Origin of the sequence: Streptomyces sp. NPDC091281, assembly GCF_044757425.1 — a bacterium.
Lineage (GTDB): Bacteria > Actinomycetota > Actinomycetes > Streptomycetales > Streptomycetaceae > Streptomyces.
Genome location: NZ_JBIVUY010000004.1, coordinates 652,250 through 668,238 on the forward strand (window position 1 = coordinate 652,250; position 15,989 = coordinate 668,238).

General features: G+C 72.6%; 16 protein-coding genes and 2 rRNA genes. 11 read left to right on the forward strand and 7 right to left on the reverse strand.

Features of this window, described 5'->3' with window-relative positions; genetic code table 11:
- Positions 1–188: 188 nt before the first annotated feature.
- Positions 189–590, forward strand: a complete 402-nt coding sequence (locus tag ACIQPQ_RS14550; RefSeq protein WP_383768853.1) for a metal-sensitive transcriptional regulator — start codon at positions 189–191, stop codon at positions 588–590.
- 39 nt (positions 591–629) lie between these two features.
- Here ACIQPQ_RS14550 and ACIQPQ_RS14555 read toward each other — a convergent pair whose 3' ends face one another.
- Together ACIQPQ_RS14555 and ACIQPQ_RS14560 are read right to left on the reverse strand one after the other, a co-directional pair.
- Positions 630–803 (reverse strand): hypothetical protein, encoded by a 174-nt coding sequence (locus ACIQPQ_RS14555; RefSeq protein WP_401303525.1) that lies wholly within the window; start codon positions 801–803, stop codon positions 630–632.
- 208 nt (positions 804–1,011) lie between these two features.
- Positions 1,012–1,848: a hypothetical protein gene (locus ACIQPQ_RS14560; RefSeq protein ID WP_401303527.1), complete on the reverse strand. Its 837-nt coding sequence runs from the start codon at positions 1,846–1,848 to the stop codon at positions 1,012–1,014.
- 142 nt (positions 1,849–1,990) lie between these two features.
- Between ACIQPQ_RS14560 and ACIQPQ_RS14565 the strand changes: the two genes are divergently transcribed.
- A complete protein-coding gene (locus tag ACIQPQ_RS14565; protein ID WP_383768844.1) occupies positions 1,991–2,164 on the forward strand; it encodes a hypothetical protein in 174 nt (57 codons plus the stop codon).
- 190 nt (positions 2,165–2,354) lie between these two features.
- The gene (locus ACIQPQ_RS14570) at positions 2,355–3,914 is read left to right on the forward strand and encodes an FAD-binding oxidoreductase (protein ID WP_401303529.1); all 1,560 of its coding nucleotides are present in this window, start codon (positions 2,355–2,357) and stop codon (positions 3,912–3,914) included.
- 24 nt (positions 3,915–3,938) lie between these two features.
- On the opposite strand, the gene ACIQPQ_RS14575 is transcribed toward ACIQPQ_RS14570, so the two are convergent.
- Together ACIQPQ_RS14575 and ACIQPQ_RS14580 are read right to left on the reverse strand one after the other, a co-directional pair.
- Positions 3,939–4,649: a phosphatase PAP2 family protein gene (locus ACIQPQ_RS14575; protein WP_401303531.1), complete on the reverse strand. Its 711-nt coding sequence runs from the start codon at positions 4,647–4,649 to the stop codon at positions 3,939–3,941.
- Positions 4,650–4,890: 241 nt separating this feature from the next.
- Positions 4,891–5,895 (reverse strand): NlpC/P60 family protein, encoded by a 1,005-nt coding sequence (locus tag ACIQPQ_RS14580; RefSeq protein ID WP_383768835.1) that lies wholly within the window; start codon positions 5,893–5,895, stop codon positions 4,891–4,893.
- 270 nt (positions 5,896–6,165) lie between these two features.
- Here ACIQPQ_RS14580 and ACIQPQ_RS14585 point away from each other — a divergent pair, with 270 nt between their 5' ends.
- The 8 genes from ACIQPQ_RS14585 to ACIQPQ_RS14620 all read left to right on the forward strand — a co-directional run bounded on the left by ACIQPQ_RS14585 (position 6,166) and on the right by ACIQPQ_RS14620 (position 15,057).
- Entirely contained in the window at positions 6,166–6,930 is a 765-nt protein-coding gene (locus tag ACIQPQ_RS14585; RefSeq protein WP_401303533.1) for a carbonic anhydrase, read from the forward strand.
- Between the two features lie 162 nt (positions 6,931–7,092).
- On the forward strand, positions 7,093–7,407 hold the full coding sequence (locus ACIQPQ_RS14590; RefSeq protein ID WP_401303534.1) for a DUF397 domain-containing protein: 315 nt from the start codon (positions 7,093–7,095) through the stop codon (positions 7,405–7,407).
- 380 nt (positions 7,408–7,787) lie between these two features.
- On the forward strand, positions 7,788–8,096 hold the full coding sequence (locus ACIQPQ_RS14595) for a hypothetical protein (protein WP_019526682.1): 309 nt from the start codon (positions 7,788–7,790) through the stop codon (positions 8,094–8,096).
- A gap of 260 nt (positions 8,097–8,356) precedes the next feature.
- Entirely contained in the window at positions 8,357–9,181 is an 825-nt protein-coding gene (locus ACIQPQ_RS14600; RefSeq protein WP_401303536.1) for a hypothetical protein, read from the forward strand.
- A complete protein-coding gene (locus tag ACIQPQ_RS14605) occupies positions 9,171–10,514 on the forward strand; it encodes a hypothetical protein (RefSeq protein ID WP_401303538.1) in 1,344 nt (447 codons plus the stop codon). Before ACIQPQ_RS14600 ends, ACIQPQ_RS14605 begins: the two co-directional genes overlap by 11 nt.
- The gene (locus tag ACIQPQ_RS14610; RefSeq protein ID WP_383782345.1) at positions 10,511–12,070 is read left to right on the forward strand and encodes an SCO6880 family protein; all 1,560 of its coding nucleotides are present in this window, start codon (positions 10,511–10,513) and stop codon (positions 12,068–12,070) included. Before ACIQPQ_RS14605 ends, ACIQPQ_RS14610 begins: the two co-directional genes overlap by 4 nt.
- A 6-nt stretch (positions 12,071–12,076) precedes the next feature.
- Entirely contained in the window at positions 12,077–13,504 is a 1,428-nt protein-coding gene (locus ACIQPQ_RS14615) for an ATP-binding protein (RefSeq protein ID WP_383782343.1), read from the forward strand.
- 14 nt (positions 13,505–13,518) lie between these two features.
- Positions 13,519–15,057, forward strand: a complete 1,539-nt coding sequence (locus tag ACIQPQ_RS14620) for a type VI secretion protein (RefSeq protein WP_401303540.1) — start codon at positions 13,519–13,521, stop codon at positions 15,055–15,057.
- A gap of 13 nt (positions 15,058–15,070) precedes the next feature.
- Here ACIQPQ_RS14620 and ACIQPQ_RS14625 read toward each other — a convergent pair whose 3' ends face one another.
- From ACIQPQ_RS14625 to ACIQPQ_RS14635, 3 genes are all read right to left on the reverse strand, one after another.
- Positions 15,071–15,625 (reverse strand): GNAT family N-acetyltransferase, encoded by a 555-nt coding sequence (locus ACIQPQ_RS14625; RefSeq protein ID WP_401303542.1) that lies wholly within the window; start codon positions 15,623–15,625, stop codon positions 15,071–15,073.
- Positions 15,626–15,708: 83 nt separating this feature from the next.
- A 5S ribosomal RNA gene (gene rrf / locus ACIQPQ_RS14630) occupies positions 15,709–15,825 on the reverse strand.
- A gap of 91 nt (positions 15,826–15,916) precedes the next feature.
- Positions 15,917–15,989, reverse strand: a 23S ribosomal RNA gene (locus ACIQPQ_RS14635); the annotation flags it as partial.

Here is a 15,989-nt window from a genome sequence, read left to right on the forward strand (position 1 = left end):
GATGCTAGGCGCATCATCCGGCCACGGCTAATGGGCCGCCCACCAGTGTCACCCATCGGGCCAGACGACCCGCGGCGGGGCCGACGGACGGTCTGGACCACAGGCGTCGCACGGCGGCCGCCACAGGCTCCATACCCAGCGAAGTTCGGTACGATATACCCAGTAGGGGTATATGTCTGGAGGGCACGATGACGACCACCGAGGCCGGGACGACCACCGGGGACGCGACCGGCACCGAGGCCGGGACGCCCGAGCAGGCCGGGGCGGGCGGGGCCGCCGGGGAGATCGTGACCGACCACGACCGCGGCATCCACGGCTACCACCACCGCAAGGACGAGCACCTCAAACGCCTGCGCCGCATCGAGGGCCAGATCCGCGGCCTCCAGCGCATGGTCGACGAGGACGTCTACTGCATCGACATACTCACCCAGGTCTCCGCCTCCACCAAGGCGCTCCAGTCGTTCGCGCTGCAACTGCTGGAGGAGCACCTGCGGCACTGCGTCGCGGACGCGGCCGTCAAGGGCGGCGACGAGATCGACGCGAAGGTGGCGGAGGCCACGAAGGCCATCGGCCGTCTGCTGCGCACCTGACCGCGGCCCGCGCGCGGGCCCGCCGCGGAGGCCCGGACCTCAGCGCGGCCCGGTGTCGCACTCCTCGCCGACCCGCAGCACGGCGTCGATGCTCTCCAGGCTGAGCCGGTCCTCGGCCGCCGAGGCCGCGATGATCAGCTCCCCGCACAACTCGATCTCGGCGAGGGCCACGTGGTCCTGAACCGCCGTACCGCCGACCGGAGCCACGCGCATCACCTCGTTCCTGCCGTCACCGACTTCCTAGAGTAGGGAGCGGCTACACACAGCGCATGGCACGGACGGGCTAGTCCTCCCGGCGCGCCGATGGCCGAAACCCGCCCATTCCTCACGCGTTCCCCCGCCCCACCAGCCACGCCGTCCGCCGGGCCCGCTCGGCCCGCCCGGCCCGACGTGGCGGACGTCACCCTCCCGCCGGGTCGGGTCAGCCCTCCGCGATCCGCCCGGCGTAGATGTCCGCGGCCTCCGGCAGCCGTACGGCGACGGGGGTGCCGAAGTCGAACAGCAGCGTCTCCGAGGCCACCGCGACGGCCTTCTCCTGCCGCCCGTTGACGAAGCTGAACCGGTGCCGGACCTTGCGGACGCGCCCCGCGTCGTCGAGGTAGACGTCGAAGGGGACCCGCGCCGTGGCGAAGCCCTTCGCCGCCGCGCCCAGCGGCCCCCGCCCCGCTTCCGAGGCCCCCCGAGCGGCGACCGCGAGGTCGGCCGTCCCCCGGTAGTGCCGCACCGTGGTCCCCGCCAGCTCCACCCGGCCCACGTACCGCGCCGTGCGCGTCCCGCGGAGCACCTCGGCGGCGGCGAACGGGTCGGTGGCGCCGCCGGTCACCAGGTTCCCGTCGGACAGGGTGGCGGTGTCCACCCGCACCCACTTGTCGGCGGGCACCCCGGCGCCGCGGTTCTTCATGAACAGCGCGCCCGGCGCGAGGAGTTCGGTGATCGGCCGGTGCTCGCTGGTCCCCGCCGGGGCCTGCGGGAGCACCACCTCGAGGCGCCCGAGCTGCCGCCGGTAGTCGTAGACGCCCTCGCCGCGGATGGTGACCCGGGTGCCGCCGGTGGCCATCTCCATCGACGTCCGCGCCTTCGAGGTGCCCGCCGCGACCAGCACGTCGGCGGCGCCGCGCAGCGTCTCCACCGGGTCGGCGGCGTGCGCGTCCTCGGCGGCGGCCCCGCTGCCCGCGCAGCCGCCCGCGCCCGCGCACACCCCGGCCACCAGCCCCGCGACGACCGCCGTCCCCCACCGTCGCTGCCGCTGCTCCACCACCGGTGTCCACCTCCAGGCCGGCCGTCCGTCTCGGGCTGTCCGTCGCCTCCCCTAACGACGGCCGGGCGCGACCCGTCACGCGCGGAACACGGGTCGCCCCCGGCGGACGCTTCTTCCCTCCGGGCTCGGTACCGTGGTGGGCGTGACCCAGCAGGACCGTTCGGCCCCTCCCCCCGCCGCCGGAGACCCCCACACCACGTCGACCGTCGAACACGGTCCCTTCTGCGTGGCCCGCTGCACCTGCGGGTGGCGCGGCCCCGCCCGCAGAGCGCGCAGCCTGGCCCGCACCGACGCCGAGAACCACCGCTCCGCCTGAGCCGCCCGATCCGTACGGCCCGATTCCGTACCGCCTGATTCCGTACGCCCGATCCGTCCCGCCCCTTGCCGGAACCCCGGAGGCCGTGGTGCCGTCTCGCTCCATGGAGCGGGCAGACGACACGGAGACGACGGACCACAGCGGTCCGGGCCACGGCGGTCCGGACACGGGGACGGGGACGGACGACGACATGCAACGGCGTACCTTCATCGCGGGCGGCACGGCCGCCGTGGCGGCGGTCGCCGCCGGCTGCCGCGCCGGCGTCGGCGCGGACGGCGACAGCGGCGGCGACGCGGCGGGCGGCGACACCCGCCCGCCGATGCGGACCACGAGCGCGGCGGCCGCCGCGGACTGGGCGGCGCTCGCCCGCGACCTGGACGGCCCGCTGGTCCGCCCCGGCGACGCCTCCTGGACCGACGCCCGCCGGCTCTACAACACCCGTTTCGACGGCCTCAAGCCCGCCGCGGTCGCCTACGCCGCGCATCCCGACGACGTCCGCACCGTCCTGGCGTACGCCCGCGCACACCGCACGAAGGTCGCCATCCGCAACGGCGGCCACTCCTACGGCGGCTGGTCCTCGGGCGACGGCCGCCTGATCCTCGACGTGTCGCCGATGAACCGGGTCCGCGCGAGCGGCTCCTCGGCGGTGGTCGGCGCGGGCGCCAAGCTGATCGACGTCTACCGCGCGCTCGCCGCGAAGGGCGTCACGATCCCGGCGGGCTCCTGCCCCACGGTGGGCGTCTCCGGCCTGGTCCTCGGCGGCGGCCACGGCGTGGTCTCGCGGGCGTACGGGCTGACCTGCGACAGCCTCACCGGCGCGATGGTCGTCACCGCCGACGGCAAACAGCTCGCCGTGGACGCCACCCACCACCCCGACCTGTTCTGGGCCCTGCGCGGCGCGGGCAACGGCACCTTCGGCGTCGTCACCGAACTCCGCTTCCGCACCCACGCCGCCCCGCAGGCGGTGACCGGCTACCTGTCCTGGCCGTGGTCGCGGGCCGCGGCCGTGGTGAAGGCCTGGCAGGAGTGGGGCCCGTCCCAGCCGGACGAGATCTGGTCCGCGCTCCACCTCGCCGCCACCCCCGACGGCACCCCCCGCGTCTCCGTCTCGGCGTTCAGCATCGGCACCTACGGCGGCCTCCAGAACGCGGTGGACCGGCTCGCCGACCGGGTGGGCGCCCCGGCCACCTCGGTCTCCCTGCGCCGCCGCTCCTACGAGGAGGCCATGGAGGTGTACGCGGGCTGCTCGTCCTTCGCCACCGACGCCCAGTGCCACCTGCCCGGTTCGACGCCGGGCCGCTCCCCGCAGGGCCGCCTCGGCCGGGAGACGTACGCGGCGGGCTCGGACTTCTTCGACCGCTCGCTGTCGGCGGCGGGCGTCCAGGCGCTGCTGAAGCAGCTGGGGACGGTGCGCGGCGGGTCGGGCAGCATCGCGCTCACCGCGCTCGGCGGCGCCGTCAACCGGGTCTCGCCGACGGCGACGGCGTTCGTCCACCGCCGCTCACGGATGCTGGCCCAGTACCTGGTGTCCTGGCGGGCGGGCACCAGCGGGAGCGCGGCCCGCTCCTGGCTGTCCTCGGCCCACCGCGCGATGACCCCGTACGCCTCGGGGGCCGCCTACCAGAACTACGCCGACCCGACCCTGACGGACTGGCGGAAGGCGTACTACGGGGCGGCCCTGCCGCGGCTGACCCAGCTGAAAAAGCAGTACGACCCGGCGGGCTTCTTCACCTACCCGCAGGGACTCTGACGCGGGACGGCCTCCGTGCCGGCGTCAGGCGGCGAGGTCGCGTTCCTCGCTGGGCGCCTCGGTGCGGGCCCCAGGGAGGACGGCGTCGTGGGCCGCCGTGCGGGCGGCCCGGCCGCGCACCAGCCCGCCCACCCGGGGCGAACGCTCGACGGCGGCGACCAGCGGGGTGAGCAGCATCGACGCGATCGGCGAGAGCAGCAGCGCCACGGCCGTACCGAGCGCGAAGCCGCCGACGACGTCGGTCGGGTAGTGGACGCCCATGTAGACCCGGCAGAAGCCCTCCAGCAGGCCGAGGCCGATGCCGACGAGCCCGAACCTGCGGTTGGCGACGAAGAGCGCGACGCCCATCGCCATGGTGAGCGTGGCGTGGTCGCTGACGAAGGAGAAGTCGGTCTTGCCGGAGACCAGCACCTCCAGACCGTCGTGGTCGAGGAAGGGCCGGGGCCGTTCCACGAAACCGCGTATCGGCACATTCACCAGGACGGCGACGGCGGCGGCCAGCGGCGCCCACACCAGCGCGGCGACGGCGGAGGCGGCCTCCTCGCCCGAACCGGCCCGGCGGCGCACCCCCCACCAGCACCACAGCAGCAGCAGTCCCATCGCCGCGAGCAGCCCGAACTCGCCGACGAACCCCACGATCCGGTCCAGCCAGTGCGGAGCGTCCTTGGCCAGACCGTTGATGTCGTAGAGCAGGCCGACGTCGGGGTTCGACCCGGATGCGGCGAGTCCAGCCATGGTGCTACGGCCCTTCGTCGTGTGCTGCCCGGCGCGTCTCACGCACGCCGCTCGTACCCACCCCCGTGGTGCGTAGATCCGCGTCCGCCGGTCCGTCACTTCCGTACACAGGCATTGCTCGGCTACGTGAACAGGAACGCATGACGCCTTCCCCAGCGTTCCGCTCTCCACTGAATGATCACGCAGACGTTATCGAAGAGAGACCCATCTCCGCAGCTCAGGGCGTTGGTTACCGTCCGGTTCAGACACGGGTGGGGAGCGCTTTCGCGCCATCCTGGGTCACGCGGGTGGCGCCGAAGTAGTCGGGGGTGTCGATGGGGTCGAAGCGGATGACGGCGCCCGTGCGGGGCGCGTCGATCATGTAGCCGCCGCCGACGTAGATGCCCACGTGCCGGATGGCCCGCGAGTTGGTCAGGTCGTCGGAGAAGAACACCAGGTCCCCCGGCCGCAGTTCGGCCCGCGAGGGGTGCGGACCGGCGTTGTACTGGTCGTTGGCGACGCGGGGCAGGGTGATGCCGACACTCTCGTACGCGGCCTTCGTCAGACCCGAGCAGTCGAAGCGTCCGCCCTGGTCAGGGGTGCCGTTGCCGCCCCAGAGATAGAGCTTGCCGAGCTGCTTCTGGGCGAAGTAGATGGCCCCGGCGGCCTGTTCGGACGGCTCGACGCGGGAGACCGGCGCGGCGAAGCTCTTGGCGAGCGTGGTGATCGTCTTGACGTAGTTCTGGGTCTCCCGGTACGGGGGGACGCCGCCGTACTTGATGACCGCGTACGCGCCCGCGTTGTAGGACGCGAGCATGTTGTGCGTGGCGTCGCCGGGGACGTCCTTGACGTACTTGGCGAGCGAGCAGTCGTACTTCGCGGCCGACGGAATCGCGTCATTCGGGTCCCAGACGTCGCGGTCGCCGTCGCCGTCGCCGTCGATGCCGTGCGCGGCCCAGGTGCCGGGGATGAACTGCGCTATCCCCTGCGCCGCCGCGGGGCTCTGCGCCCTCGGGTTGAACCCGCTCTCCTGGTACAGCTGGGCGGCGAGCAGCGCCGGGTTGATGGCGGGGCAGAGGGTGCCCCACTTCTCGACGAGGGTGCGGTAGGCGGCCGGGACGGCGCCCTTGGCCAGTCCGACGCCGCCGCCCGCGGCACCGGTGACGTTCCCGGCGATGACGTACACCCCGACGACGAGCAGCATCACGAAGCTGAGCCCCGCCGCCGCCACGGCACCCGCCACGATCCATGGCCTACGCACCGTCAACCTCCCCTCGCCCGCCGGGATTCCGCCCGCGCCAGTGTATGAGCTTCCCTCCCCGATCCGGCCGCAACCGGCACGTTCCCGGTGGGCCGCCCGCACCGTGCCGCCCCGGCCCCGCCGAGCCGCCCCTACCTCACCGCCCACCCCGCGAGGTCAACTCCAGCCCTGCCGCACGTCAAGAGGACCCCATGGTTCCCTCCGTGAACCCCCATCCCCTCCCATGATTCGGTAACCGCCGCGCCCCTCCCGTCACTCGGGCATACGTTCGGCGCCGTGAACGACGACACCCCCCTCATACCCGGCCGGCCCGCGCCCGCCCGCCGCTCCCTGCTGCGCGGCGGCCTCGCCGGAGCCGTCGCCCTCAGCGGCGCGGCCGCGGCCCTCGCCACGAGCCCCGCCTCGGCCGCCCCCGCCCCCGCCCCCGGCGGCACGCCGCGCCCCGCCCGCACCCGCCCGGCCACCGCCACGCAGGCGCTGCGCGAGCTGGAAGCGGGCAACCGGCGCTGGCGGACCTTCCGCGAGCGCCACCCGGACGAGACGCCCGCGGTCCGCGAGAGCCTGACGTCCGGTCAGCACCCCTTCGCCCTCGTCCTCGGCTGCGTCGACTCCCGCGTCCCGCCGGAGCTGGTCTTCGACCAGGGTCTCGGCGACCTGCTGACCGTCCGCACGGCCGGCGAGGTCCTCGACGAGGCCGTCCTCGGCAGCGTCGCCTACGGCGTCCTCGAACTCGGCATCCCGCTGGTCGTCGTCCTCGGCCACCAGTCCTGCGGCGCGGTCCGCGCGGCCGTCGAGGCCGACCTGTCCGGCGAGCGGCTCCCGGCGCACATCCAGTACCTCGCCGACCGCATCAGCCCGGTCATCGACCGCACCCGCCAGGGCGACGCCCGCGTCGACGCCACCATCGACGCCCAGGTCCGCGCCGTCCGCGCCCACCTCGCCGCCGAACCCGACCTGGCCGCCAAGATCGGCACGGGCGCCCTGACGATCGTCGGCTCCCGCTACGAACTGACGACCGGTCACGTCCACCGCCTCGCCTGACCCCTCCCGGTCCGGCCGGTCTCCACGGCCCGCGGCCGGGGCGTACGCGCCCCGGCCGCGGGCCGTCGCGCTCCCCTCACCCGCCGGGAGGGGGGTGAGCCGGGCCCGGAATCCCACTAGGGTCCCCCGTGCAGGCCCGGCCCCACCCGGAAGGAAGCGCCCGTGAGCGACGTCCCCGCAGACCCGACCCCCGGGCAGTCCCCCGGAGTGTCCCCCGGCATCCCCGCGGACCTCACCTGGATACGCGCCGCCCCGCCCGGGGCGACCGGCCCCGGCCCCTGGATCGAGATCGCCTTCGGCGCGGATGAGGGCGTGGCTGAGGGCGAGGAGGACGGCGAGGCCCCCGTCTACCTCCGCGAGACCAGCGCGCCCGAGAACGTCGTCACGACCAACCGCCGCAAGTGGGAGGCGTTCGCCCTCGGCGTCCGGGCGGGCGAGTTCGACCACTTCGTCCAGGACGTCGACCTGAACCCCTGAGGACCTGGCCCGGCGCCCCGAGGTCACCGACGGTCACCGCGGCCCCCGACGCCCCGTAGGGCAACGGCGTCCCGTACACGGCCCGTTCACCGCCGACCGTGAGACCATCGGAAGCGGCACTCACCCGACCGGCCGTCAGAAACGGCCCAGGGACGTGAAGTGGGTCAACGACGGAACCACACGACAGGTTCCGCATCCACCTCATTGCCCGGCGTGACCTGCCGTGATACACAGAGTGACGAGTTCGAACCATTCATACGAATTCCCGCCCATGAATGACGCCAAGTCGACATACGGCAGCGGCATCGTCGGCGAGAATGAGACCTGACCCCCGCACCCGGCAGGGGCCACGGAACTACCCACCAGGGGCGGTGACTTACATGCTCTTTGCGGCCGACGAGGGAGACATCAACACCATCATCGGGGGGATCGCTCCGGACTGGGGGCCCTTCGGCAGCCTGGGCAACGAGGCGAAGGTGATGATCGAGGTGGTGATGGCGGTCGCCATCCTGCTCTGCCTCGGGATCGCGATCTGGGGCGCCGCCAAGCAGCGCATCGGCGCGACCGCCCTGCGGGACACGTTCAGCGCGGAACAGGGCAAGGGCCTCATCATCGCCGGGCTCACCGGCGTCTTCATCATCGGCTCCCTCGGCACCCTGTTCACGATCGTGTACGGCATGGCCGTATAGCCACCCGGCCGCAGCGCCGCGCGGCCGCACAGCGGACGACGACCCCTGCCGTCCCCCGGCTCCCCGCAGCCCCGCCCGTCACCGCCGTCCCCTCCGTCCGGGCACGCCCGGCGCCCTCCACCCCACCCGTCCGTCGTGCCCACCGGCTGAGGTTGCGTCTCCCTGATGTCGAGTCACCCCACCGCGCCCGCGCGGGAACCAGCACGGCTACCGTCGTACTCCTACGCGTTCCGGTACGGCGCTGAGGGGGCCTGCGCGGCATGAGCCACGGCGACGAACACGACTACGGCGAGCCGACGGGCACCCGCGTCCGCCTGCCCGAGGGCGACCCCTACGGCGGCGCCCGCCGCCCCGCCCGCTCCTCCTCCCGCAGCCTGGTCACGGTGGTCGGCGTCGTCGTCCTCCTCATCGCGGCCATCGCCTTCGCGAACCGGGGCGGCGACGACACCCCCACCGGCACCGCCACCGACGGCACCGGCAACCGCCCCAAGACCTCCACCACCGCCGCCACAGGCACCAAGCCGGTGGACGGCAAGAGCGCGGGAATCCCCACGGGGTACGCACGGACGGAGCAGGGGGCGCAGAGCGCCGCCGCGAACTTCGCCGTGGTCCTCAGCTCGGCGGAGATGTTCGACACGTCGCGTCGGCGGCAGATCATCGAGGCCGTCTACGCACCGGACGTCGCCGCTGCGCGCCGGTCCGCCCTGGATGCCGCCTACTCCGACGAGGCGTTCCTCGGCAACATCGGTCTGGAGAAGGACGGGACCGCCCCGAACGGCCAGACCTTCGTCTCACGGGCCGTCCCCGTCGGGACCAAGGCCACCTCCTACAGCGCGACCGCGGCCGTGGTCGAGGTCTGGTACACGTCGCTCTTCGGGCTCTCCGGCGAGGCGTCCACCAACCCCGTCTCCGAGAGCTGGTACACCACGACCTACCAACTGGTGTGGGTCGGCGGCGACTGGAAGATCTCCGACTTCCAGCAGAAGGACGGACCGGTCCCGGTCGGACGCGACCAGCGGGCCTCCACCGCCGACGACATGACGAAGGCCGTCGAGGAGTTCGGAGGGTTCACCTATGCGCGCTAAGCACCTCCCCCTGAAGCTGACGGCGGCGCTGGCCGCCGTTCAGACGGCCGCGGTGCTGCTGGCGACCAGAGCCGTCGCCGCGCCGACCCCGACCCCCGACCCCAGCCCGACCGGCTCGCCCTCGGTCTCCCCCTCACCGAGCGACAGCACCTGCGACCTCATCCGCGGCCCCGCCAAGGAGTTCTGCGGCGACGGTGACCCGTCCGGCGCCGGCACCCCCGGAGTGGGCGACACCGCCGACCCCCTCTCCTCCCTGGCCAAAGGCTGTGCCGACGCCGCCGCCTGGACCGTGGACAAGCTGAGCGACGCCGTGCAGGACACCGCGAACGTCGACTTCACGAACTCCCGGTTCCTCCAGCAGTACGCGGTCGTCTTCGCCGCCTCCACCGTCCTCACCCTCCTGCTGTGGCTGCTGGCCGTCGCCAAGCGGGCCGTCCGCGGCGTGCCGATCGCCACCGCGATCGGCGAGGCCGTCGGCTTCCTCTGGCTCACCGTGCTGGCCTCGGCCTTCACCCCCCTGATCCTCTACACCGTCGTCTCCGCCACCGACGGCCTCACCGACGTCCTCGCCAAGACCACCGGCGACCAGACCGACACCTTCTTCGGCACGTTCTCCGCCGCCCTCGCCAAGGGCGAGGACATCGGCGGCGGACCGATCATGCTGATCGTCGTCTCCCTGGTCTCCGTCCTCGCCGCGGGCGTCCTCTGGCTGGAGCTGGTGATCCGCGCCGCCCTGCTGTACGTCGGCGCCCTCCTCGGCACCGTCGTCTACGCCGGTCTCGTCGACAAGAACCTGTGGAGCCACGTCCGCCGCTGGGCCGGCATCATGATCGCCGTCATCCTGGTCAAACCGGTCATCGTGATCGTCCTCGGCCTGGCCGGCGCGCTCTCCGCCGACGACGGCCCGGACGCCTTCGGCGCCGTCGTCTCCGGCCTCTCCATCATCCTGCTCGCCATCTTCGCCAGCGCGATGATCTACCGCTTCGTCCCCGGCTTCGGCGACGAGATCGCGGGCTCCCGCAACAACCGCATCATGCAGGGCGCCGAGGGCAAGGCCGCCGCCGTCATCAGCTCCCCCGCGACCCTCGTCGCCCAGGGCATCAAGACCCACAGCACCCGCGCCGACAGCAACGGCGGCGGGTCCAGCAGCCCCCGCCCGGCCCACCAGGCGTCGGGCGGCATGGCCGCGCACAGCTCGCGCGGCGCGAACGGGGGCGGCGGATCTGTCCCCTCCGCCGCACCCCCGCCCCGCGCGGGCAGCCCGGTCAACACCCCGCACGCAGGCAACACCCGCAACAGCAGTACCAACCGCACGGGAGGTGAAGGGCGTTGACGACCGAGTCCCACGTGTCCCACGCGGTCTCGCCCCGCCGTACATATCTGATCGGCCGCGCCCGGCCGAACGCGATCGTCGGCCGCAACCGCGAGACCGGCGAGATCGCGCTCATCGTGGTCGGCGCGTTCCTCGGCATGATGTGCGGCCTCCTCGTCCCGCTCCTCGCGCTGCGCATCGTGCTGCTCGCCGGGTTCCCGATCCTGGCGATCGCCGTGGTGTACCTGCCGTACAAGCACCGCACGTTCTACAAGTGGTTCGAGATCAACCGGAGTTACAAGCGCACCCTGCGCCGCGGCACGACCTACCGTTCCTCCGCCATGGAGGCCGGCACCCGCCTCGACGGGCAGGAGACCGAGGTCGGCCCGCCGCCCGGCATCGGCCGCATCAGCTGGCTCGCCGCCCCGTTCGGCCCGGACGAGATCGCCGTCCTGCTGCACGCGGACCGCCGTACCGTCACCGCCGCCATCGAGATCGAGGGCCCCGGTGTCGGCCTGCGCGACAGCGAGGACCAGGAGGCCCTCGTCGACCGCTTCGGCACCCTCCTCAAGCACGTGGCGAACGGCGACGGCTTCGTCACCCGCATCCAGATGCTCGCCCGCACCCTCCCCGCGGACCCCGACGCGCACGCCAAGGACGTCGCCCAGCGCGGCGACACCACGTCCCTGCCCTGGCTCCAGTCGTCCTACGACCAGCTCCAGTCGATGGTGTCCACGAGCAGCGAGCAGCACCGCGCCTATCTCGTCGCCTGCATGCACTACTCGCGCGAACTGGCCGCCGAGGCCCACGCGATGGCGCGTGCCGCCCGCCCGCAGAGCGGCCGCAAGCTCGACCGTGACGCGGGCCTCGCCGTCGTCATGGCCCGCGAGCTGACCGACATCTGCTCCCGCCTCCAGGAGGCGGACATCCGCGTACGCCAGCCTCTCGGTCAGGGCCGTCTCGCCTCCCTCGTGCACTCCATGTACGACCCGGACCACCCCATCGACCACATCCAGGCGATGACCCGCCGCAACGCCTGGCCCGCCGAACTCGACGCCGTGGAACCGACGTTCCTCAAGGCGAAGACCCGCGAGTCCTCGACCCGCGCCCCCTGGTGCCATGCCACCGCCTGGGTCAAGGAGTGGCCGATGACCCCGGTCGGCGTGAACTTCCTCGCGCCGCTGCTGGTCCACACCCCGGACGTCATCCGTACCGTCGCCGTCACGATGGACCTCGAACCGACCGAGATCGCCATCGAGCGCATGCTGACGGAGAAGACCAACGACGACGCCGAGGCGAGCCGCGCCGCGAAGATGAACCGTACGGTCGACCCGCGGGACGTCGCCGCCCACTCCCGCCTGGACCAGCGCGGCGAGGACCTCGCCAGCGGCGCCGCCGGAGTGAACCTGGTCGGCTACATCACCGTCTCGTCCCGCAATCCGGAGGCCCTGGCCCGCGACAAGCGCACGATAAGGGCGTCGGCCGGAAAGTCGTACCTCAAGCTCGAATGGTGCGACCGCGAGCACCACCGCGCCTTCGTCAACACACTCCCCTTCGCCACCGGCATCCGGAGGTAGGACCTCATGCGGGACCCGCTGTCCGTCCTCACCGACGCCTTCACGTCCTTCCTCTTCGGCAAGGTCGAGACCACCCGCCTGCCCGTGCGCACCTCCACCGGCCAGGCCCAGGCCGTCTACCTCCCGACCGCGGCCCCCGGCCTCGGCGACTCGGGCGTGATCATCGGCCGCGAGGTCTACTCCGGCAAGGGCTACATCTACGACCCGTTCCAGCTGTACGGCCAGCAGCTCCCGGCCCCGCACTGGCTGGTCCTCGGCGAGTCCGGCAACGGCAAGTCGGCGCTGGAGAAGACGTACGTGCTGCGGCAGCTGCGCTTCCGCGACCGGCAGGTCGTCGTCCTGGACGCGCAGGGCGAGGACGGCGTCGGCGAGTGGAACCTCATCGCGCAGGCGCTCGGCATAACCCCCATCCGCCTGGACCCGACGGCCGCCCTGGACCACGGCATCCGCCTCAACCCGCTCGACCCGGCGATCACGACGACGGGCCAGCTCGCGCTGCTGCGCACCATCGTCGAGGTCGCGATGGGCCACGGCCTGGACGAGCGGTCCGGCTTCGCCCTGAAGGTCGCGCACGCCTATGTGAACGAGACGATCGTGGAGCGCCAGCCGGTGCTCAGCGACATCGTCGAGCGGCTCCGCCACCCCGAGCCGGAGTCGGCGGAGGCGATGAACGTCGCCCTCGACGACGTACGGGCCTGGGGTCTGGACGTGGCGCTCGTCCTGGACCGGCTGGTCGACGGTGACCTGCGCGGCATGTTCGACGGTCCGACGACGGTCGGCATCGACCTGGACGCCCCGCTGATCGTCTTCGACCTCTCGCACATCGACCGCAACTCCATCGCGATGCCGATCCTGATGGCGATCGTCGGTGTCTGGCTGGAGCACACCTGGATCCGCCCCGACCGGAAGAAGCGCATCTTCCTGGTCGAGGAGGCCTGGCACATCATCAACAGCCCGTTCGTGGCGCAGTTGTTCCAGCGGCTGCTGAAGTTCGGCCGCCGGCTGGGCCTGTCGTTCGTCGCGGTCGTCCACCACCTCTCCGACGTCGTCGACGGGGCGGCGGCGAAGGAGGCCGCGGCCATCCTCAAGATGGCCTCGACCAGGACGATCTACGCCCAGAAGGCCGACGAGGCGCGGGCCACCGGCCGGGTCCTCGGCCTGCCCCGCTGGGCGGTGGAGATCATCCCCTCCCTCACGCCGGGCATCGCCGTCTGGGACGTCAACGGCAACGTCCAGGTCGTGAAGCACCTGATCACGGAGACGGAACGGCCGCTGGTCTTCACCGACCGCGCGATGACCGAGTCGTCCGCCGACCATCTGGCCGCCGACGACGCCCTGCGCGCCGCCGAGCTGGAGCAGGAACAGCGGGCGGCGGCCTACATGGAACAGCATCTGGCCGACTTGGACGGCTCGTCCGAGTCGACGGTGGCGTAGACGCGAGGGGTGCCATGAGACCGGGTGACGACCGCCACCGGAATCAGGGAGCGCCGGGAGGGGTCCCCGACGGCCTGATCGTCGGGCTCCTCGCGTTCCTGCTCGGCATGACGGTGCTGGTGTGGACGGGGACGGGCCTGGCGGCCCTCTTCGCCCACGGCGCCTGGCCGTCCGGCGTGACGTTCTCCGCCACGCCCCTGGCCATACGTCACCTCGCGGCGCAACCGCACGACATCCCGGGCGCCTGGCCGGACACGGACCCCGGCGCCCTCTCCGGGTACGGGCTCTTCTGGGGCCTGCTCATCAGCCAGCTGATGGTGCTGATCGTCCTGACGGTCTTCGTGATGGGCACCCTGGCCCGCTGGCGCGGCGTCCGCGCCGCACGACGCGCACAGCGCACCCAGCAGCCCTCCGAGGCCCCCACGGCCCCCACCACCCCCCACGAGGTCCCCACCCCGCGCACGGAAGCCCTCGCCCCCCGCCCGGAGACACCAGCACCGGCACCGGAGCCTCTTCCGGCCCCCGCCGCCGTGCCTCCCGCCACTCCCGCTCTCACCAAAGCCGAGCCGCTGGAACCGCAGGAGCCCACCCCCACGTTCACGCCCGCGGCTACGGTCGTCACCACCCCGCCCCCGACGGTGGTCTACGCCGCTCCCGCGACCCGTGTCGCCGCCGCCACCCAGGCCGTCCAGGACGCGGAGGGCGCCGTGCTGGTGGTCACCTCCGCCCCGGCCCTGTGGCAGGCGACCAAGGACGCCCGCGCCAAGCTGGGCCCGGTCCTGCTCTACGATCCCACCCACCTGTGCGACACCCCGGCGCGTCTCCACTGGTCCCCGGTCGCGGGGTGCGAGGACCGGCCGACGGCGGCGGCCCGCGCGACCGCGCTCCTCGCCCCTGTCCGGCCGACCGCTCGCCTCGACCAAGCGGTGGGCGACACGGCGGAGACTCTGCTGCGCAGCTATCTGCACGCCGCGGCCGTCGACGGACGCACCGTCAGGCACGTGCACCGCTGGTCGCAGGGTTCCGGTGTGCAGGACGCCGTCCGCGTCCTGCGGACGCATCCGAAGGCGGCGCCGGGCTCGGCGGGCGAACTGGAAGCGGCCTTGACGGCGCATCCCGAACGCCGGGACATCGCGCAGGAACTGACGACGCGTGCGCTGGCGGCGCTCTCCATGGTGAACATCCGCGAGGCGTGCACTCCGCACCGAACCGACACACTCACCTTGGATTCCTTTGTGAACGAGGGGGGAACGCTCTATGTGGTCGGCGCATCCATCGAGGACCCGAGGACCGAGCCCGGCGCGATGCCGCTCCTCACGGCCCTCGTCTCCAGCGTGGTCGAGCGCGGCCGGGGCGTGGCCGAACGGTCATCCTCCGGTCGGCTCGACCCACCACTCACCCTGATCCTGGACGACGTCGCGGCCGTGGCCCCGCTGCCCCAGCTCCCGGACCTGGTGTCCGACGGCGCCGCCCGGGGCCTGCCCACCCTGGCGCTCCTGCGCTCCCGCGAACAGGCCCGCTCCCGCTGGCCCGACCACAACCTCCCGGCCTGACCGCCAGAACCGTCTACCTGGGCCGCGGGATCACGAACTCCTGCTCGTACGCCCCTTCGTGGCCCTCCAGCTTCACGGTGACGCCGGTGGGCCGGTAGCCGGCCTTGCGGTAGGCGGCCTGTGCCCGCAGGTTCTCCTCGTGCACGATGAGCCGCACCCGCTCCACCTCGGGCTCCAGCCCCCAGGCCCACTCCTGCCCGGCCGCGAGCAGCGCCCGTATGACCCCGGCCCCACGCCCTTCGGGCCGTACGTAGACGCCTACGACGTGTCCCTGTCGCCGCTCGACGACGTGACCGGCCCAGTCGGGGACGCCCGCCTCCTCCACGAGGACGGTGAGCGTCCCGATCCACCGGCCCGCCCCGGTCTCGGCGACGAACTGCCGCACGGTGTCGGCTCCTTCGGCCCGTTCCCGCCAGAAGGAGTCGGGCCGGGCGACGGCGGCCTCGTAGGTGTCCAGATAGGCGAGGTGGGCGACGGGGTCGCGCAGGGCGAGCAACCGCAGTTCCTTCACCGCGGCCCACTCGTCCCCACGTACCGCCCGCACCACGTACTCGTTCACGTCACTCATGACGAACACGGTAGTGAACGAGGAACACGGCCGTAAACGCAGAAAACCCCGCACCATACGGTGCGGGGTCTCCCACAATGATTGTTCGGCGGCGTCCTACTCTCCCACAGGGTCCCCCCTGCAGTACCATCGGCGCTGTAAGGCTTAGCTTCCGGGTTCGGAATGTAACCGGGCGTTTCCCTCACGCTATAACCACCGAAACACTATGAAACTATCCAGCCGCACCACGCCTCTGTGGGAAACGTGGGGCTGTTCGTGGTTTCAGAACCAACACAGTGGACGCGAGCAACTGAGGACAAGCCCTCGGCCTATTAGTACCGGTCACCTCCACACGTTACCGTGCTTCCAGATCCGGCCTATCAAC